The 19,546-nt window shown below is 57.9% G+C and carries 18 protein-coding genes and 1 tRNA gene; 6 read left to right on the plus strand and 13 right to left on the minus strand.

Going from position 1 to position 19,546, the window contains the following annotated elements; all coding sequences use genetic code 11:
• Positions 1–72: 72 nt before the first annotated feature.
• The 10 genes from gor to glmU all read right to left on the minus strand — a co-directional run bounded on the left by gor (position 73) and on the right by glmU (position 11,518).
• Positions 73–1,437 carry a glutathione-disulfide reductase gene (gene gor / locus ABIE63_RS08860; RefSeq protein ID WP_354504075.1) on the minus strand — a complete coding sequence of 455 codons (1,365 nt, stop codon included), beginning with the start codon at positions 1,435–1,437 and terminating at the stop codon, positions 73–75.
• Between the two features lie 52 nt (positions 1,438–1,489).
• Positions 1,490–2,938 (minus strand): hypothetical protein, encoded by a 1,449-nt coding sequence (locus ABIE63_RS08865; RefSeq protein WP_354504076.1) that lies wholly within the window; start codon positions 2,936–2,938, stop codon positions 1,490–1,492.
• Positions 2,935–3,906, minus strand: coding sequence for an ABC transporter ATP-binding protein (locus ABIE63_RS08870; protein ID WP_354504077.1), 972 nt, complete (start codon positions 3,904–3,906; stop codon positions 2,935–2,937). Before ABIE63_RS08870 ends, ABIE63_RS08865 begins: the two co-directional genes overlap by 4 nt.
• Before the next feature lie 24 nt (positions 3,907–3,930).
• Complete coding sequence (locus ABIE63_RS08875) at positions 3,931–4,272, minus strand: helix-turn-helix domain-containing protein (protein ID WP_354504078.1); 342 nt, start codon at positions 4,270–4,272, stop codon at positions 3,931–3,933.
• Between the two features lie 105 nt (positions 4,273–4,377).
• On the minus strand, positions 4,378–5,853 hold the full coding sequence (gene gabD / locus ABIE63_RS08880; protein ID WP_246377565.1) for an NADP-dependent succinate-semialdehyde dehydrogenase: 1,476 nt from the start codon (positions 5,851–5,853) through the stop codon (positions 4,378–4,380).
• Positions 5,854–5,998: 145 nt separating this feature from the next.
• Entirely contained in the window at positions 5,999–6,598 is a 600-nt protein-coding gene (locus ABIE63_RS08885; RefSeq protein WP_354504079.1) for a cysteine hydrolase family protein, read from the minus strand.
• A 12-nt stretch (positions 6,599–6,610) separates the two neighbouring features.
• Entirely contained in the window at positions 6,611–7,570 is a 960-nt protein-coding gene (locus tag ABIE63_RS08890) for a bifunctional 5,10-methylenetetrahydrofolate dehydrogenase/5,10-methenyltetrahydrofolate cyclohydrolase (RefSeq protein ID WP_354504080.1), read from the minus strand.
• A 74-nt stretch (positions 7,571–7,644) separates the two neighbouring features.
• Positions 7,645–8,274, minus strand: a complete 630-nt coding sequence (locus ABIE63_RS08895; protein ID WP_354504081.1) for an FMN-binding negative transcriptional regulator — start codon at positions 8,272–8,274, stop codon at positions 7,645–7,647.
• 36 nt (positions 8,275–8,310) lie between these two features.
• Complete coding sequence (glmS, locus tag ABIE63_RS08900) at positions 8,311–10,134, minus strand: glutamine--fructose-6-phosphate transaminase (isomerizing) (RefSeq protein WP_354504082.1); 1,824 nt, start codon at positions 10,132–10,134, stop codon at positions 8,311–8,313.
• Between the two features lie 7 nt (positions 10,135–10,141).
• Positions 10,142–11,518 carry a bifunctional UDP-N-acetylglucosamine diphosphorylase/glucosamine-1-phosphate N-acetyltransferase GlmU gene (gene glmU, locus ABIE63_RS08905; protein ID WP_354504084.1) on the minus strand — a complete coding sequence of 459 codons (1,377 nt, stop codon included), beginning with the start codon at positions 11,516–11,518 and terminating at the stop codon, positions 10,142–10,144.
• Between the two features lie 185 nt (positions 11,519–11,703).
• Here glmU and gph point away from each other — a divergent pair, with 185 nt between their 5' ends.
• The gene (gph, locus tag ABIE63_RS08910; protein WP_354504085.1) at positions 11,704–12,369 is read left to right on the plus strand and encodes a phosphoglycolate phosphatase; all 666 of its coding nucleotides are present in this window, start codon (positions 11,704–11,706) and stop codon (positions 12,367–12,369) included.
• 58 nt (positions 12,370–12,427) lie between these two features.
• A tRNA-Val gene (locus ABIE63_RS08915) sits at positions 12,428–12,502 on the plus strand.
• Between the two features lie 76 nt (positions 12,503–12,578).
• Here ABIE63_RS08915 and ABIE63_RS08920 read toward each other — a convergent pair.
• A complete protein-coding gene (locus ABIE63_RS08920; protein WP_354504086.1) occupies positions 12,579–13,121 on the minus strand; it encodes a hypothetical protein in 543 nt (180 codons plus the stop codon).
• A 514-nt stretch (positions 13,122–13,635) separates the two neighbouring features.
• The gene (locus ABIE63_RS08925; RefSeq protein WP_354504088.1) at positions 13,636–14,208 is read right to left on the minus strand and encodes a hypothetical protein; all 573 of its coding nucleotides are present in this window, start codon (positions 14,206–14,208) and stop codon (positions 13,636–13,638) included.
• A 180-nt stretch (positions 14,209–14,388) separates the two neighbouring features.
• Here ABIE63_RS08925 and ABIE63_RS08930 point away from each other — a divergent pair, with 180 nt between their 5' ends.
• From ABIE63_RS08930 to ABIE63_RS08940, 3 genes are all read left to right on the plus strand, one after another.
• The gene (locus tag ABIE63_RS08930; RefSeq protein ID WP_354504089.1) at positions 14,389–14,730 is read left to right on the plus strand and encodes a hypothetical protein; all 342 of its coding nucleotides are present in this window, start codon (positions 14,389–14,391) and stop codon (positions 14,728–14,730) included.
• 116 nt (positions 14,731–14,846) lie between these two features.
• Positions 14,847–17,282 (plus strand): VCBS domain-containing protein, encoded by a 2,436-nt coding sequence (locus ABIE63_RS08935; protein ID WP_354504090.1) that lies wholly within the window; start codon positions 14,847–14,849, stop codon positions 17,280–17,282.
• 159 nt (positions 17,283–17,441) lie between these two features.
• Positions 17,442–17,822 (plus strand): PilZ domain-containing protein, encoded by a 381-nt coding sequence (locus tag ABIE63_RS08940; protein ID WP_354504092.1) that lies wholly within the window; start codon positions 17,442–17,444, stop codon positions 17,820–17,822.
• Between the two features lie 51 nt (positions 17,823–17,873).
• Here the strand turns inward: ABIE63_RS08940 and ABIE63_RS08945 are convergent, their stop codons facing one another.
• On the minus strand, positions 17,874–18,221 hold the full coding sequence (locus ABIE63_RS08945; protein WP_354504093.1) for a GYD domain-containing protein: 348 nt from the start codon (positions 18,219–18,221) through the stop codon (positions 17,874–17,876).
• 175 nt (positions 18,222–18,396) lie between these two features.
• Between ABIE63_RS08945 and ABIE63_RS08950 the strand changes: the two genes are divergently transcribed.
• Positions 18,397–19,494 carry a sensor domain-containing diguanylate cyclase gene (locus ABIE63_RS08950; protein WP_354504094.1) on the plus strand — a complete coding sequence of 366 codons (1,098 nt, stop codon included), beginning with the start codon at positions 18,397–18,399 and terminating at the stop codon, positions 19,492–19,494.
• Positions 19,495–19,546 lie beyond the last annotated feature (52 nt).

A 19,546-nucleotide genomic window follows, 5' to 3' on the forward strand; every position in this document is an offset into this window, starting at 1 on the left:
GAGGATGCGATTTTAACGCTTTTACGTGCGTTGTCTTAGGTTAAGTTACAGCCTAAAGTTTTATCTATTTTCTCAATCCCGGCTGATCGGCTCTCGTAACGTCACGAACTCCTCTGCCGCACTTGGGTGGATGCCAACGGTTTCATCAAAAACTTGTTTTGTAGCACCCGCCTTAATGGCAATCGCGATTCCCTGAATGATCTCAGGCGCATCAACCCCCATCATATGCGCACCCACTACCCGCTGACTGGCTTGGTCGACGACCAGCTTCATCATGGTCTGCTCCTGTCGGCCGGAAAGCGTGTGCTTCATCGGGCGGAAGCGGGACTGATAGATATCCAGTTTACCAAACTTTTTACGCGCGTCATTTTCACTCAGCCCTACGGTGCCTATGGGTGGCTGACTGAAAACCGCCGACGGCACGTTCTCGTGCGACAGGCCACGCGGTTTGCCGCGATAGACCGTATCGACGAAAGCCATTGCCTCACCAATCGCCACTGGCGTCAGGTTGATCCGATTGGTGACATCCCCCACGGCATAGATATTGGCCTGGCTGCTGCGAGAAAACTCATCCACTTTGATGGCGCCGCCTTCAGCTAGCGCGACACCGGCTTCCTCAAGTCCAATACCCATCGTGTTTGGGTGCCGACCAGTTGCATACATCATCTGGTCGGCGGTGATCACGTCGCCATCGGTCAAATGGATGGACAGGCGGCCGTCATCGGCCCGCATCATGCTGGTCAGTTCGGTCTCTACCCTCAAATCAATACCTTTGACGACCAATTCCTCGCTCAAAGCATCGCGGAGACTTTCATCAAACCCGCGCAGAATCTTCTCGCCTCGGTAGATCAAGGTCACATCGCTGCCCAGACCGTTGAAAATTCCAGCAAACTCGACGGCGATGAAGCCGCCGCCAGCGATCACGATACGCTCGGGCAGCGCATCAAGGTGGAAAGCCTGATTGGAGGAGATAGCCATCTCCGTGCCCGGCTTGTTCGGAATAAAGGGATGGCCGCCGGTCGCAACCAAGATGGTTTCCGCTGTGAAGGATTTGCCTTCGACCGATACCGTGTTCTTGTCCAGCAAGATGGCGCGACCGTCATGCATCTCGACATCCGCACCTGTCAGAAGTTTGCGATAGACGCCTTCCAGGCGCGCGATCTCGCGATCTTTGTTCTCAATTAAGGTCTTCCAATCAAAGGTGGGTTCACCCGGCAGGCTCCAGCCATACCCGGCCCCATCCTCGAAATCTTCGGCAAAGTGGCTGGCATAAACGAGAAGCTTTTTCGGAACACAGCCGCGAATGACGCAGGTACCGCCGTAACGATACTCTTCGGCAATGGCGACCTTTGCGCCCGTTCCCGCAGCCATGCGGGCGGCGCGCACGCCGCCGGATCCGGCACCAATTACGAAAAGATCATAGTCAAATCGGCTCATTCAACTTTTCCCATAGTCAGTGCTCCGCGATGGGAGCAAACAACAGATACCCCTATGCGGTCAGCGATTCCTTCGGTAAGGAGGCCATGAAAGCACGCTGCGATCCGCGCCAGCGGTAGACCGCCCAACCCAGCGCGACAATCGCTTGAACCGCAGCGCCTGCAAAGGCGGTCCAAGGCTCCAATGCAGTAGCTGGCGTGAAGGTCGACGCCAGACGATGCAGCCCCATGCCCTGCAGCACCAGCGGCACCAGCATGTAAAGGAGCCCCAACCAAAAGATTGTCATCAAGTCCGCACGTCCACGCAGCTTGCCAAAGGACATTCCCAGGATGATGCCGACATCACGGAGCAACAGCGCCAAGCTTGCCAGCACTAAGGCCTGGAGATGTTGATCCGCCCGGCGTCCGAAATAATCGATGAACTCACGGTCGATCCACTCGCCTTCGATACCAAGAAATGCTGCGGCGAGACTAAAAATCAAGGTCAAAGCCAAAGCCGGGAGCCAACGTGGAATCCGCTCCTGCAATCTGCTCTCGCGACCGCGAAGGGCATCCAGGAACCGCCCGATATCCTGGGGATCCTTGCGATCCGCAAACAGCGCCAGATAGGTACCAATACCCAACACCGCGCCGAACAATGCTGCCTGAATACCAGGAGAGTCGGCGCAAGTGGCGCAAGCCGTCACCAGGAAACCATTCAGATAGGCAGCAAACAGCAGCAAAAACAAAGCCCAGCCCCAGGGGCGGGTTCGCAGCTGCAATTCCTCACGCATCAACCGCAGGCACGACGCCACTGCCGCGATCAAAAAGAAGAGCTTGCTGCCGATAATGAAATATCCCGCCGAAAAGCTAAGTCCATACCAATCAACAGCAGGATGCGCGCCGTAGATCGAGGCGACTGCGTCCTGCCCAAAGAAAAAGGTGCCGTCGGCACCCGCCAACAGCAGATACGCCAGCAAACCCGCGCCTTGGCAAAACCCGATAGCGAGTGTTTGCCGGTCATGGCGCTTTCGCAGAAGCACCAAGGCCGCCGCCAACGCCACGGCCTGAGCGAGCAAGGCATCAATAATAAAAGACAGCAACTCCAGGCCCAGAGCGCCCGGCCCGTAACCCCACAGCGCGTGCCCTTCGACACCCTTCAGGCGTCCGATGACCAGAAATCCCAGAAAGACGATCGCCGCCAGCCATGTAAAGGCGGTCGCGCCGAGCATCTTCCCCCAAGTCATCTGCCATGCGCCCATGGAGGAGAGCCGCTGCCAATCCCATGTGGCGCCGCGCTGCTCGCTGGCCAAACCCGATGCCGCGCGTCTGGTTCCCCACAGGATAGCGGTCAAAAAGAAGCCGATCTTGCCGGTCAGTGTATAACCCTCGGAGAGGTCGGTGATGCTACCGCCTGCTTCCAGGAGAGCCACAAGAAGGCCAGCCAGAACCGCGAGACCGATCAGGCGCGAGGTACTGATCTCCAACCAAAGATTGCGGCGAAACTCGGGATTCAACATCATGACCGCACCTCCTTGGATGACCCGCCGGCCCTTTCCCGAACAAGGCGCTCACGGTAGAGGCTTTGCAAGTCAGCCTCTCGAACCGCAAACTCGCTGACCTTGCAATCGGCGGCCAGGAGCCCGGCCAAAAGCGCGTGGCGAGCCTGCTGATCCGCCGGGATACGGACCAATGCCGACAGCGTGTCGGCTCCACGAACAACCGCACCGGCCTGCTCGGCAAGGAGCCCCTGGAGGAGGTCGCCAAAATTTTCCTTCGGCTCGGACAGCGTGATCTGCAGCGTCACGGTTCCAGCAGCCTCGCCCTCGTCGTCCTCGACCCGCCTATGCTCGATCAAGCGGCCGTCGGATAGCAGCAGCATTTCGGTCGCATAGTCCGAAAGTTCGGCCAGAATGTGAGAGGAAACCAAAAAGGTCATGCCGTCATCGCGCAAACCGCGCAGCAACGATGACAAGTCGTCGCGCGCTTCGGGGTCCAGGCCGGAGGCAGGCTCGTCGAGGATCACGAACCGGGGATCGTGCAGGATCGCCTGGGCAATGCCCAGGCGCTGGCGAAGTCCGCGTGATAGCGTACCGGCCGCCTGATCCAGCCGATCGGATAGGCCGACACGCTCGGCGGCTTTCAGGGTCGCCTTTTCGGCTTCAGCCATAGTCATGCCCTGGGATAGGCCCCGATAAAGCAAGCAGCGGCGCACCGTGAGTTGCTCATAAACCCCGAAAAAATCGGAAAGGTAACCGAGGAAGCGGTGACAGTGCCGGGGGTCTTCGCTCAAATCGACGCCTTCGATCACCACACGTCCGGCCGAAGGGCGTTCCAGTGCGGCAAGGCAGCGCATCAAGGTTGTTTTACCCGCGCCATTCGGACCGACGAGGGCCGTAATAGCGCCCGGCTCCAGTGTAAAGCTTACGCCGTGCAAAGCCCGATTGCCCGGATAGTCGAAAACCAGTCCCTCCACGGTCAGCAAGGCCATACCGGAACTCCCTACATCAACGCGTTAGCCGACGCGCTGGGTTAACTGGTCCAGGGTCCGTTCCGCCTCGCTCAATTGCTGGCGCAAGGTCTCGACCATGCCACGAATTTCACGGCTTTCATTGGAACCGCTGTCGGACGGTGCGCCGTCGCTGCCGCCACTCAACAGCCAGTTCACACTGACATTCAGGATGCCCGCAAGCACCATGAGCTTGTTGGCGCGCACATCTCCCTTATCCGCTTCCCAAGCCCTAACCGTATCGGGTTTGACGCCTAGCTTGCGTGCGAGCAACGTCACGGAAATTTCCATCCTTTCCCGCGATTGCTTGATTCGGCTGCCAAGCGTTTCGGCCGATTCCTTAGTCATATCAACTCCTGTTCGTTTGATGATTTGTGGTTCCTCGCTAAAAAAACAATGACGGCGCAGATCACTACGCCGTCATTGCGCAAACCGAACCGCAAAAGGAAGCGATTACACGCCGCCCATGCAAAGGTACTTAATCTCCACGAAGTCATCGATGCCGTACTTCGACCCTTCACGGCCCACGCCGGATTCCTTGACCCCGCCAAACGGCGCTACTTCGGTTGAAATAATACCGGTATTGATACCGACAATGCCGTACTCAACGGCCTCGGCAACACGCCAGACGCGCCCGATATCGCGTGAATAGAAGTAAGCAGCGAGACCGAACTCGGTATCGTTTGCCATGGCGATCACATCGGCTTCCGTCTCGAACTTGAAGAGCGGTGCAACGGGCCCGAAGGTCTCTTCGCGCGCGACCGCCATGTCCTGGGTCACGCCCGTCAGAATGGTCGGCTCGAAGAAACTCAGACCAAGCGCATGACGCTTGCCGCCAAAAACAACCTTGGCGCCTTTGGAAACCGCATCGGCGATGTGCTCTTCGACCTTCTGAACCGCAGGTTCATCGATCAACGGGCCCTGCGCGACGCCTGCTTCCATGCCGTTGCCGACCTTAATCTTGGCCGCAGCGGCGGCAAGCTTCTCGGCGAAAACGTCATAGACACCCGCCTGCACGTATATGCGATTCGCGCAAACGCAGGTCTGACCAGCGTTACGATACTTGGACGCGATGGCGCCCTCTACCGCCGCATCGATATCGGCGTCGTCGAATACGATGAAGGGTGCGTTGCCGCCCAGCTCCATACCGACTTTCTTCACAGTGTCGGCGCATTGCTTCATCAACAGTTTGCCGATCTCGGTGGAGCCGGTGAAAGTCAGCTTCCTGACGATTGGATTGGCGGTCAGTTCGCCACCGATCGCGCGGGCAGAGCCGGTCACGACACTGATTACACCTTTGGGGATACCGGCCCGTTCGGCAAGTTCGGCCATGGCCAGCGCCGAATAGGGTGTCTGCGAGGCTGGTTTGATCACGATGGTGCAGCCCGCGGCCAGCGCAGGACCGGCCTTACGCGTGATCATTGCGTTCGGGAAGTTCCAGGGCGTGATAGCCGCCACAACGCCGATAGGCTGCTTGATCACGACGATTCGCTTGTCGGCTTGGTGTCCCGGCACAACATCGCCATAAAGACGCTTGGCTTCTTCAGCAAACCATTCGATGAAACTGGCGCCATAGGCGATCTCACCCTTGGCTTCGGCAAAGGGCTTCCCTTGTTCAAGCGTCAGAATTTGCGCCAGATCGTCCTGGTGCTGCATCATCAGATCAAACCACTTGCGCAGGATTTGAGCGCGCTCCTTTGCGGTCTTCGAACGCCAAGCGGGTAGTGCTGCGTTGGCTGCCTCGACAGCGCGGCGGGTTTCTGCTTCACCCATCTTGGGAACGGTGCCTAGCGTTTTGCCGGTCGCGGGATTGTTAACCTCAATGGTGCTCCCATCGTCGGCATCCACCCAGGCGCCGTCGATGAAACACTGCTGACGGAACAGCTTGGGGTCGCCCAGCTTCAGGGCGCCTGCCGAATCCAATGGCATGAGAAAGTCCTCCTTACAGAAATGTCGTGGCGAGGCCGTTCGCCTCGCATCAGTGAACAATGTGGTATCTGGTGGCGCAGATACTACCCCCGTAATCCCACGACTGCCAGTGTGGCTTTAAATATTTTACCAGGCAAAACCTGCGTCAATCCACGACGTCTGTGGCGCTCCGAGCAATGATGGCAAAGCGATCACTCAAGGCGGCGAGTTCGGCTTGGTGCAAAGTCTCGGCCGCGACGACGCCGCCCTGACCGTCCGGCAGATCCCGTGTCGCGCAAGCCGGCGCGACAACGGTCGTGGAATAGCCCAGATCCAGTGCGGCACGGGCCGTTGAGCTGACACACATATGCGTCATGAACCCAGCGATTATCAGGTTTTTCTGTTCCCGCTTTTTCAACTCTGCATCCAGGCTGGTCCCGGCAAAAGCGTTGGGCAAACCTTTGGTGATGCGAATCTCACCCTTTAGCGCTGCTGCTTCATCGCAAAGGTCATAGTTCGTGGTTTCCGGATCGAAAAGCCCTCCGGGACGCCCCTTGTGCTGCACATGGATGATCGTGCTGCCAGCCGATCTGGCCGCGTCCAGCAAGGCGGCACAGGCTTCCAAGGCCGGACCTATGCCGGTCAGTGGCAGATGCCCGTCCAGATACTCTCTTTGCGCGTCGATCAGCAGCAGCACCGATTGGCTTACCTTCAAAGGCTCCTGAGACGCCCCGGCGAGCTGCAATAGCGTTTTCGCAATGACCATGCTTTCAATCCTCTATTCGGCGACAGGTGCGATGGCGGGCGCGCAAGGTGAGAAACCGCCTCGAAAAGCACGCTCGTAATGCCCGCGCTGCAGCTTCGCTGCGGTGACAAGATTTCGAAGAAGAATGGACACGGTTACAGGTCCAACACCCCCTGGAACCGGCGTAATCCAGCCGGCGACGTCGTAGCAACTATCGTAATCTGCGTCGCCGACCACGCGCGTCCCTCCGTCGGGCAAATCGATCTGATTAATGCCGATATCGATCACGGCAGCGCCCGGCTTGATCATGTTCCCTGTAACCAACCCCGGCTTGCCGACAGCGACGAAGACCGCGTCGGCTTGACGGGAGTGAACCTGCAGGTTTCGGGTCATGTGGTGGCAGACCGTGACTGTCGCGCCCTCGCTCATGAGCAAAAAGGCGATGGGCTTGCCGACAATCTCAGAGTGCCCGATCACGACGACCTCCAACCCTTGAAGACGCAAGCCGGTGTGCTTGAGCATCTCGACCGCCGCCACGGAAGTGCAGGGACCCATTACGAGGTCGTTGTAGACAATGTTGCCGATGGACGCAGGGTGCATGCCCTCCACATCCTTGAAGGGGTGTACCGCACCCTGCAGTTCCTTAATGAGAAGGTGGTCGGGAACCGGCCGCTGGATGATGATGCCGGTGACGCGCGGATCTGCGTTCAACGCGGCAATTGCCGCCAGGACCTCCGCCCGCGTGGCCTCTGCGGGAAATAGTTTCTGCTCGAAGGCTATGCCCAGCTTCTCGGCGACGCGTTGCTGGTTACGGATATAGATCATGGCCGCATCGGTATCGCCCACGGCAATGGAAATAAGGCGCGGCGGCCAGCCGGCATCGGCCAAAGCGCGCGCTTCTCTCGCTACCTCCGCGCGGATGCCTTCGCCGATCACCCTGCCGTCCAGAATCTTGTGATCGACAGGTGTCTTCCTCGCCTCGCTCAAGGCCATCTCATCCTCCGGAGCTATTCACTGGGTCGCAGAGGCTGTACCGCAATTCCCTTCGAGAGAAAAGGGACCACCTGTCACCCAACCCTTTCAAACCAGTCGGCGAGGCGGCGCCGGTCTGTCGATTGCCGCTCGAACCAAGCCTCTACGTTGCCAAGTTCGGCCGTTCGGTTCTGGCTGAGTTTCTTGTGGGCGTGCGCCTCGATGATACGGCAGCGCAACCCCGCGATCATTTTCTTGAGGCCTGCAACGTAGTCGTCAGGAGCATCGCTCAACTCCCAGTCCGATCCCACGTCGCCCTCAAAAGCGGCCACTTGTCGGGCCAGCAAGGGCTCCAGCGCGTCATCCGGGATGATCTCGATCTGGACCAGAAACTGACTTGCGACATAATTCCAGGTCGGCACGACCTTGCCGCTCGCCTTTTTCTCGTCGTAGACCGACGGCGAAAGATATCCATCAGCGGCGTTGAACACCACGCGCGCCGTCACCGGGCCTTGCCGCGCCTCGGCAAACAGCGGGTTTGAGCGCAACAGGTGCGCATAGAGATAAGGGCCGGAGTCTTCCTGTGCGGTTATAAAGGGCAAAAAGACAACCGTCGGCACTTCGGCCTGCTGAAAAAAAACATTGGCGAAGCGAACCGCCTCCGCGATCGCCAAGGCATCGCCGAGATCATCGCTGTGGAACAGTTTCGGTGGATAAATCGGCACCGGGCCCTCCCTCATCCTGAAAGACGAAACGGGAGCCTACTCCACGGTTACGGACTTCGCTAGATTGCGCGGCTGGTCCACATCGGTCCCCTTTGCAACTGCGGTATGATAGGCCAGCAATTGGACCGGCAACGCATAGAGGATCGGCGCCACGAAGGGATCGACCTTTGGCAGTTCGATGCGATGGGCCACACCGTCGCTAGCCTGCGCCAGCCCCTCCGCATCAGACAGCAGAATCACACGGCCACCACGCGCAACGACTTCCTCGACATTGGAAAGCGTCTTGGTCAGAAGCGGCCCCGATGGCGCGCAGACCACGACCGGCACAAGATCGTCGATCAGCGCAATAGGGCCGTGCTTCAGCTCACCGGCGGCGTAACCCTCGGCATGGATGTAGCTGATCTCCTTCAGCTTCAACGCACCCTCCAGCGCCAGCGGATAGAGACTGCCGCGCGCCATGTAGAGCACGTCCCGTGCCTCCGCCAACTCCTGGGCGATGCCAATGAATTGTGCGTCCATCGCCAAAACCTCGGCGGCGCGCTGCGGCACTTCCAACAAGGCTTCCGACAGGGCGGCCTCCCGATTGGCGGTCAAACTGCCTTTCGCGCGGCCAATGGCCAGTGTCAGGCAGGCCAGCACTACCAGTTGCGTCGTGAAGGCCTTGGTTGAGGCGACACCGATCTCCGGACCAGCGAGCGTTGGCAAAACCGCGTCGGATTCCCTGGCGATAATACTTTCGGGAACGTTTACAACGGACAGGATATGTTGCCCTTCGGCCTTGGCGTAGCGCAATGCCGCCAGGGTATCGATGGTTTCCCCCGACTGGGATATGAAGAGCGCTGCTCCGCCTTCGGGCAACGGCGCCTCCCGGTAGCGCAACTCAGAGGCAACATCGATTTCAACCGGCTGCCGGGCAATTTGCTCCAGCCAGTACTTAGCGACAAGTCCGGCAATATAGGCGGTACCGCAGGCCGAGATCGTCAGGCGTGGCAGGTTCCCGAGATCGCAGGAGACTTCCGGCAAAGCGACCCGCCGTTTGAGCGGATCAACATAGCTGGTCAGGGTATCTCCGATAACCGCAGGCTGCTCGAAAATCTCCTTTTGCATGAAATGGCGATAGCCGCCCTTGCCAATCAATGCGCCGGAGACCGCCGTCTGCTTGACCGGACGCTCCACCACGCTTCCTTGCGCATCCCGCACCTCGGCCCCATTGCCGGACAGGATTGCCCAGTCACCCTCCTCCAGATAGCAAATACGGTCGGTCAATGGCGCCAGCGCCAAAGCGTCGGAGCCAAGAAACATCTCGCCGTCACCATAGCCAACCGCCAAGGGGCTGCCGCGACGCGCGCCGATCATCAAGTCATGCTGCCCGGAGAAAATAATCGCCAATGAAAAAGCGCCCTCCAGGCGATGCAGCGTTTCGGCCGTCGCCGCCACCGGGTCCAGCCCCGCCTTCAAACCCTGGCTCAGCAGGTGAGCGATGACCTCTGTATCGGTCTCGGTCTCGAAACTTTGCCCGTCCCCTTCCAGCGCACGGCGGAGGTCACGGAAGTTCTCGATGATGCCGTTGTGAACGACGGCAACCTGCGGCGTCATATGCGGATGGGCGTTTGTCTCGTTGGGGCGGCCATGGGTCGCCCAGCGGGTGTGGCCAATCCCTGTCGTACCCTCAATGGGCTTCTTCTCCATAACGGCCGCCAGGTTCTTTAGCTTACCCTCGGCGCGGCGGCGGTCAATTCCCGTACCGACCAAGGTAGCGACGCCGGCTGAATCATAGCCCCGATACTCCAAGCGTTTCAGTCCGTCCAGCAGCAACGGGCCGACCGGGCTCTTGCCGATAATTCCGATGATGCCGCACATGGGCCGTCTATTCCTTCCCGCTCTTGTTATCGGGTTTACGGTGGGTTTCGCGGTACCGCCGGGCGCCCTCCTTGATCCGCTTGGCCGGTGCGCGCGTCACGATAAGTTCGTCATCGGCAATCTCGCCGCCCACGGTGCTGCCGGCACCGACGATGGCGCCCTTGCCGATCGTCGCCGGGGCGACCAAGGCCGCGTTTGAACCGATGAAGGCACCCGCGCCGATCTCGGTTCGGTGCTTGGCGAAACCATCGTAGTTGCAGGTGATGGCGCCCGCACCGATGTTCGCGCCACTGCCAATCGTCGCATCTCCCAAATAGGCGAGATGATTGGCCTTTGCCCCCGCCTCCAATGTCGTATTCTTGGTTTCGACGAAGTTGCCGATGCGCGCACCCTCACCGATCAGCGAGCCCTCGCGGATACGGGCAAAGGGTCCCACGACGGCATTGCGGGCAATCTCGGCCTTTTCGATATGACTGAAGGCGCGTATCCGCGCACCGCCGCGCACGATAACACCAGGGCCGAAAACCACGTTGGCCTCCACCACCGCATCAGGCTCCAAAATCGTATCCGCCTGCAGGTATACGCTATCGGGATGTTCGAGCGTCGCGCCAGCCGCCAATGCTGCCTGCCGCAACCGCTGTTGCATAACGCTTTCGGCCGCCACCAGTTCGGCGCGGGAATTGACCCCTTGAACCTCTTCTTCCGGAGCCAGAGCCACCGCCACGCGCTGTCCCGCACCCACGGCCATTTCGAAAACCTCCGGCAGGAAATACTCCTTTTTGCTGTTGTCGTTCCGAAGGTCGCCCAGCAGGTCGAACAAAAGATCGGCGTCGCCCATCAACAACCCGGCATTGCAAAGATCGATAGCGCGCGTGGCTGCGTCGGCCTCTACCGCCTCGACCACCCGCATCAGGTTGCCGGCGGTGTCCAATACAATGCGGCCATAGGCACCCGGGTCGCGCGCCTTGAACGCAAGCGCCGCCAAAGCCGCACCCTGCCGCGCTTTCGCCGCGCACAACGCCGCAAGCGTATCGGCGGTAATCAGCGGCGTATCGCCATAGACCACCAGCACCTGGCCTTTCCAGTTCCGCAACTGGGCATGGGCACAACGCAACGCATGTCCGGTCCCCAGGCGATCTTCCTGCACCACGCAGGTGTGCGGCTGGACGGCGGCCTGCAAAGCCTCCATCTCCGGACCGATCACGACGACGATCCGGTCCGGCGCCAAAGGCTCCAACGCCTGCAGCACATGCCCGATCATTGGCCGCCCCGCCAAAGGATGCAGCACCTTCGGCAGGTCCGAGTTCATGCGTGTGCCTTTGCCCGCCGCCAACACAACCACGGCAAGCTCAGCCCCTTTGCAAATTTCCGCTTCAACAGTCATGACGCTTGGATCGCACCCAAATCTGTCCGAAAAAGGGCCGTGGTTCGACCATTCGCAAGAAGGTCGCATAGTGGTGCTGGCGTCGGCAACCGAACAATGGCACATGGGTCGCTGTATGAAAGGGCGCGCGCGGCATTGTCTCGGGCGCGCCGAGCCGTCACAGTTCCCCCTGGAAAGGACCCAACTTGAAACGTAACTGCCTGCTTTTCGACCTGGACGGAACACTCGTGCACAGCGCCCCCGATCTCGCCGCCAGCCTGAACCGGCGCCTGGAAGCCCTGGGCCGAACGACGCTGGACTTGGAGGCCGTCACTGCCATGGTCGGCAATGGTTTCCAGAAGCTGCTGGAGCGCGCCTTGCTGGCGACCGGCGGGCCTTTGCCCCAGGCGGAATTCGAGGCCGTGAACGCCGCCGGTCTGGCCGATTATTTCGAGAACGCCACGACCCTGACCCGCCCCTACCCCGGCGTGGCGGAGACCTTGAAGGCGCTCAAAGATCAGGGTTGCCGGATGGCTGTCTGCACCAACAAGCCGGTGGCACCCTCATGGCGGATTCTGGAAGACTTGGGACTGGCCGGTTTCTTCGAGGCGCTGGCCGGCGGAGACTCCTACACGGTACGAAAGCCCGACCCCGGCCATATCAAGGCCTTGCTCGAAGAGATGGGCGTGGCTCCAAGAGAAGCCGTCATGATTGGCGACAGCAGCAACGACCTCCTTGCCGCCCGTGGCGCGGGCCTCCCGACCGTGCTTTTGACCTACGGTTATTGTCCCGAGGGCGCCGCCAACCTGCGGCCGGACGCGCTGGCCGAGAGCTTCACGGAACTGCCTGAAATCCTGCGGCGGCTTCCTTGACAGCCGCGCGCGCCTGGAATACATCAGGCCACCCACCGGCCTGAACGGCCAGGATAAAGGGCGCGTAGCTCAGCGGGAGAGCACTGCCTTCACACGGCAGGGGTCGCTGGTTCAATCCCAGCCGCGCCCACCATTTTTTTCAAGGACTTAGCAGGTGATTTAGATAGGCTCGCGGGGTTTTGTCTCGCGGTTGTCTCGCCAAATCTGGGCTAAAATCGCCATTCCCATAGCGTGCAGCGATGCTTTGATACGTAATGTGGCCGGTTGATGAAATGCATGATGAGAGAGACAGCGGCCGTTTGAAATTGCCCTGACGCGCCAACTCGAACCTCCCCCAATTTTTCGCTGTCGTAATCTTGGGCTTTGTGGCGAAGTTCGCGGCATCGGTCTGCAATGTCAGGCTTCTCGAAAGATGTATGAATATCGTGTGCAAAATCGTTTCGGATTTTGCGAATCAAATTGAGATCGTGATGCTCGTCCTCGGTTATCAGGCCAAGCACATAGCAAGCCGTTATCCGTGAGCTGAATGTTCCCAAAGGAGCATTATGCCCGTCCACCAAGTCAGTCGCTTGGGAGGCTTCAAGCATGTATGCAAGAAGAACGTCTTTGAGCTGCTGTTCCAAGAATCCAGTGGAAATAAGAACCCGCCCTCTATCGCTCTCTTTGTTTAAAAGTTCCAAGTATGGCCAGAACGGCTCAAGGTGAGGGTTCTTTTTACGAAACTCCTTAAAGTCTCTTGGTTTGTCAGTCAAAACCACCCCCTTGGTGATGCTCTCTGTGCAGGAGACAGGGATTTGCCGAGACACCTTCCGCCCGAAGCGTATTGATGGGCTTTCGCTCTAACTCGTATAGTCACCCTGCAACTGGTCACACAGTCCCTTGCTGGTTGTAAGCGCCCACTCGGGAGACTGTTTGCGTCTACCTATTCCGCCACTCCTGCACAGAACTAACCACTACTTTTAGTGTACCAAAATTCGTTCTCTAGTCCATTTATGGATGTGGATAATTGTCTCACCTTTTGTCTCAAGAATCCGAGACATAGACACGCTCTGATTATCCCAATGGGATCAACTGCGACCTCTGACCATTACGGGCAGTGCTCCCCTCTTTAATTCATAAGTTATTGATTTTTTTGACCCGTGATTGAGCTTCACACGGCAGGGGTCGCTGGTTCAATCCCAGCCGCGCCCACCAATAAAATCAATGGCTTAGATGTTTGTAAGGCAGTGCGCCCTTGGTACGACTGTACCAGTTGAGCGGATTTTTTCATGTGAACGCCGAAAATTGGCGCGACGAAAAAACAAGCCCAATCAAAAACAATGCGTAAGACCCAACGCCCATCAGTACACAAACAACATTCAGAGCAAAGCCTACTTTCTGCTTCCATGCTTCTGGGGCTGCATAGAACCACTGTGATAAGTATGTGAAACCAGAAGTCGCAGCAATTGCCAATGCGCCAAAACCAAAAATCAACATGGCCGCAGAAAAACCAGGAATTTCTGACGGCGCGAATTGAGCTAAATGTCCTATGAAAGCTAACGTTGCGACAGCCGCCCCTCCATTCAACAAAAATCCGGTCTTAATCGCTCCTTGGCCCGCTGCAATTACGGACTTAAACATTTCCAAATTTCTTTCGTGCGTTTGCCTTCCAGCCTCCACCCAATTCTGTAGCTTAGCCTTGTATTCCTCGAAACTAGCACCTGTGGGTTCCACTTCCGGTGACTGCTCTACCTCTTCTAGGTAAGAAATCAAATTTTCACATCTTATAGATTCAACTCCACTATCTCTAATTTCTTTAATCGTGCGAATAAATTCTTTAGCAAAGCTTTTTACACTCATAGTGTACTCCAATTCGTTCGTAGGGAGACCATCATGCTCTTGAGGTAATTTGTAATTGTCGCCCTTCGACGTGTTATTCCATCAACTGCCGCATTAATTCTATTACGACAAATTATGAACTATTTTGGAAAAATGAAGAATCTATTTTTCGACCAGACCGTGTAGTACTGGAGTGTTGCCATGAACCTAAAAATGACGCTCAGCGCACTAATGATACTGCTTATGACCAACCTCGGTGATTGGTCAGTAAACGCGCAAAACACAGAATGCGAAGCCCTCGTAGAACGCGCTATGGCAGCAGGGATTATTGAGTTCGACGGCATAAAAGGTCGCACGATGGCCATTTTAGTTGACCATCAGTTCTGGACTGGAGCTGATTTCAGAACTCGGCGAGGAATGGCAAAAGCCATTGACTGTGCAATTGCTGGGGAAGGAAATCACCTTGAACGCTTGGACCTAATCTCCACGCTTACTGGCGATTTATTGGGGCGTATGGAGCGCGGCACATTTAGTTTGCAATAGTCCAACATTGATAATGGCCGATACGTAAGAATTTATTAAACAATAAAGTAAATACTCCACAAACAGGCGCCGCACCATAACGGCGCTAACGCCCCAGGCGATGTGGAGAGAAAAAAATGGCGACGGAAGCGACCTCGGCAACGCAGGCCGGGAATTCAACTGCGCAAACTAAGAATGAAAACCAGGCGAGCGCCGACGAGCGCGCCGTCGACACACTGCAAGCTGAGAACCCGGATTCCAGTAAGGAGTCAGGCGGTGAGGCCGCCGTTGAAACGTCGGTACAGGATATCGGCGAAGCACCCCAGGTCATTGCCCAGGCAATAACCCCGGAGACCGCAGCACAGGACGACGGCGACCCCGCCGATACGGTGGAGCAAAGCAGCCCGGCCGTGGTCCAGTTGGTAGAGACACCGTCGTCGGATTCTAGCGCAGATGAAGCGCTGCTGAGTGATGCCATCGCTGCCAGCCTCGGTTTGGAGCCGGCAGCAGGCCCCTCCGAGGCACAGCAAACCCCCGAAGCCACGGTCGAGGGAGGCGGCGGCGAATTTGAAACAGCGAGCGTCCAGGGACTGACTGCCCTTAGCGCGCTGAACCTACTTGGTAATGAGGATTATCCGCTCGGTGAGTTGCCCGAACTCACGGACAGCAATCTTCCCTTTGCACGTCAAGCTGGCCAAGAGGCGCCTCTGCAGGGCAGCGAAGGCAACCCCGACCCCGGCGGCAATCCCGATCCCGGCGGCAACCCCGATCCGGGCGGCAATCCTGACCCCGGTGGTAACCCCGACCCCGGCGGCAATCCCGATCCCATCGCGCCAACACTAGGCGGCAGCGACAAGGGCCAGGTAAGTGAGCTCGGGCTCAAAGGGCCCGGTGCTGAAGCCACGAGCGGTTCCTTTTCGATCACAGATGCCGATAGCAGCGGACATAGCATCACTGCGGTATCCTGGGTGAACAGCGAGGGCATAACCCAAACAACGATCCCGGTTCCATCCGGCAACGGTAGTGATTTCACTTTCGCGACGGAGTACGGGCAGTTCCATGTGTTCCAAGACGCCGGCGGCGTCTGGACCTGGGAATATCAGTTGAACAGCGCAGCCAACCACATGATCGGGGATGGCGACGTCGTGACCGAAAGTCTGTTGGTGCAGATGACCGACGACAGCGGACAGGTCTCCGGCCTCAACGTGGTGGGCAGCGTGGATATCCTCGATTCCGTTGTAATGCCGGGTTCAGCCTATCAGGTGGCCAGCAACGCAGCCGGATCGAGCCTGACCGGCGACTTAGGAATCGACCTGGGCCTCGATAGCGGACCCCTGCCCACCGGTGTAACCGGCATAACGGCAGACCTTCCCGCGGGATTCACGGCTGGCTCGGCGGTTCTGCAAGGCGACGGTTCTTACGAGATGGTTATCGACGGACCGCAAGGGTCGTCATTCCTGCTGACGGTTCAGCCCGACGGCGCTTACAGTTTCGATGTGATCAATACATTAATGCCGGACGTTCACAGCCTCTCACTGATCGATCTCAATGTGAGCAATAAACCGGTTCCAATAATTGCCAACGTGCCGATCGGCGAGAGCGTGGCGGTCGCCACATTCACAGGATGGAGTCCGAACAAGGCTGGTGTCCTGGTGGCTGACGACGTCAATTCTTCCGGCCAAGGCATGGGGGTTGGCAACAACATCATCAGCGGCGGCGAAGTTATTCACGTGGCCTTTAGCCAACCTGTGGGTAACCTCTCGTTTGATATCAACAAGTTGAGCACAGGCGAGCAGGTCGGTTTTGCAGTCACGTTGGCAGACGCCGGCGGCACCCAGCTAACCGGCAGCTATGAACTGGTGACCCCCGGACTGACGGAAAGCAACACCCAAACGATTTCCCTGTCCGACGTTTTCTCCGCCTCTGATATCGCGGCAATGGAAGCGGCAGGAATTCTGGGCGTCGACATCAACACCAACGGTACCGGTAGTGATTTCCGGTTGGTGAACATGTCTATCGGCGATTGGAATGCGCCGTTGGACGACGTCACCTTCAACTTCTCCGTCCAAGCACAGGACGGCGATGGAGATGCGGCCAGTTCCCTACTGTCCATAACTGTGGACGCAAGTGCCGATGGCCTTGGCACGATCATGGCTCAAAGCGGCGAAACTTACGCCTTGGGCGGTGCCGCGGACGCTGCAAATGGTCTGGATGACGGTGGACTGGTGGTCCTCAGCACACTTCCCGCGGAGCCGGTCGTGCTACACGGCTTTGATCTGTCCGATCCGGCCAGTGGCGGTGATACATTGATGCTGGGCGACCTTCTGACCGGTTTCGGCGGATCGGTGAATGATGCTTTTGGACTGGGTTACCTTTCAGTCAGTCTCGAAGATCGCACCGGCGACGGAATTGATGATGCCATCCTTTCGATAGACGCGGACGCCGGTGGCGTGCTGCCGACCTACGAGGTGGTGATCTTCGACGGTGCCTCATCCCTGCCGAACCTGGGGAGCTTCGGCGACGCAGCGGATGTCCAGGCAGCCCTAGCCGATAACATCAGCCTGACCGTCTGATGAACGCTATTCCACCCTTCGGTGTATTTGACACGCCGAAGGGTGGAAGCCGGTCCTTTCCGTTGCTACATTCTGGCCGCGAGGTTCGGCGCACTTTTATTTAGTGACAATCGCTCTGCTATTGCTTCATTCTGATGAAAGAAAGCGAGTGTTCAAATCATGAGTTTCGAAGACAAAGTCGGCGCAGGACGACGCAAGCACGTACGTGGCACGGGTGAATGTGAACTCTACCATAACGGTCAGTGCTACAGTTTGATCGACTGGTCCGTCGGCGGTTGCGCCGTTTCGGAAACCCTGCCCGGCGTCACCCCAGAAGCCCTGATAGAAGTCGAACTGGTCGTCTTCGGTCCGGCAACGCGGCTTTCCCAAAAAATGACTGCGCGCGTCGTGCGCGTCGAATCAGGTGTGACCGCCCTGGAGTTTCAGGGGCTGGATACCGACGAACGGGACTTGCTGCTGATCGCCCAGGGCGCTTTCTCGAAGAACCTATTTATCCTCAGCGGCGACGACGAAGATGACCCTCTCGGCTCCTTAACCTGATAGGCCTCATTCGACTTATCAAAAGCCTGGTCAACACCGTCCCCACCGCCGTCAGGAGGCGCCTCCAGCTACCTGGAAGCCCTTGATCATATTCTTGGCCGACTTCATGGCCTCCATACCTTCTTTCGAAGATACCGCCACAGTCGTTCGCAGATTTGTGACGCCGCCGGTCGCCCCAGCGACCATGAGCGCCGCCATCGTATCAACCTCGCTTCGGCCCTTGCCACCTTCCATGATTACCAGGAAATCGTACTCCCCAAATGTGATGTAATAGCCGATGAGCTTCGCGCCCGCAGCGGCCGCCAGCTTCGCCACGGCTTTGGAGCGATCTTCCGGCTTATTCAGCATCCCCGCCATGGACTTTTGCGAGTAGCAACCTTGCGTAATGTAGTAGGTCATGGTGGTTCTCCCTCCCAGGCCCGCCACACAATGCACGCAGGCCGCTGGTATGGATCATAGTCCAGAATCAATAACATTCGAAAAATTTGGGCCCAACATAGGCGGCCCTTAGCCGTCAACCCGATGTTCCGGAGGTGACGTCACGCTCGCTGTTTAGTTTTTATTTAGATTTTTAATGATATTGTCTGCAGGCCTTGGCGTCGACCGGCCGCATCTTACGCTGGTGGGAGGCGACGAAAGGAAGGATTGGGAGTTGGTTGGGTATCAGGCGGCAAAAATGACCGAGGAACTGGAAAGCGCTTATGAATGCCAGCTTGAAGCTGACCGGCTGCGCGCTTTACGACGCTATGAAGTGCTCGACACGCCGCCAGAGGAGTCCTTTGATCGCATCACAAGGCTGGTGCAGGCTGTGCTTCAGACACCTATCGCCCTGGTGTCCCTGCTGGATGAATCCCGTCAGTGGTTCAAATCATGCCAGGGATTGGATGTTCGCGAAACGCCGCGAGACATTTCGTTCTGCACCCACGCAATCAGGAATGATGAACCATTGATCGTCGAAGACGCACTGAACGATGCGCGCTTTGCAAAGAATCCGCTGGTGGTAAACGATCCCAACATCCGCTTTTACGCGGGTGTCCCACTACACACGCCGGATGGTTACCGCTTAGGCACGCTTTGCGCTATCGACCGCCAACCACGCGAGATAAGCCCGGCACAGCTCGCGGTCCTTCAGGATCTGGCGCGTATCGTGGTTGATAAGTTGGAGTTGCGCTCGATTGCCCGGATCGACCCCTTGACCGGTTTAATGACGCGACGCAGTTTTGACCTCGATACCGCCAAGGAAGTCGCTCGCTACAAACGCTATGGTTCCGCCCTGACTTGCATCAAGCTGGACCTCGATCATTTCAAGGCCATCAATGACACTTTCGGACACGCTGGTGGCGATGCCGTTCTAAGAGAGATCGGCTTGATTCTGAAGTCGGCGTTCCGTGAAGCCGACGTCGTTGGACGTCTGGGCGGCGAAGAGTTCTGCATAGCCCTGGCGGAGACCAAACCGGAACGCGCGCGCATTATCGCTGAACGAATCCGTGCAAAAATCGAGGGACGGGAAATTCCATACCAGGGAGAGATCATCAAGGTCACAGCCAGCCTGGGTGTAGCGGGCATCACACAGCAAGACCAAGCTTTCGCGGATATCATAGGCCGAGCGGACAGTGCCCTTTACAAGGCCAAGACCGATGGCCGCAATCGTGTCGTCGCCTTCCCCTTCTAACGCTTGGCCCAAGGCGTCGCCTCCTTCCGAAACGTCAAAGCCCTAGCCTTTC

It is taken from the genome of Limibacillus sp. MBR-115 (assembly GCF_040549425.1).
GTDB lineage: Bacteria > Pseudomonadota > Alphaproteobacteria > Kiloniellales > CECT-8803 > Limibacillus > Limibacillus halophilus.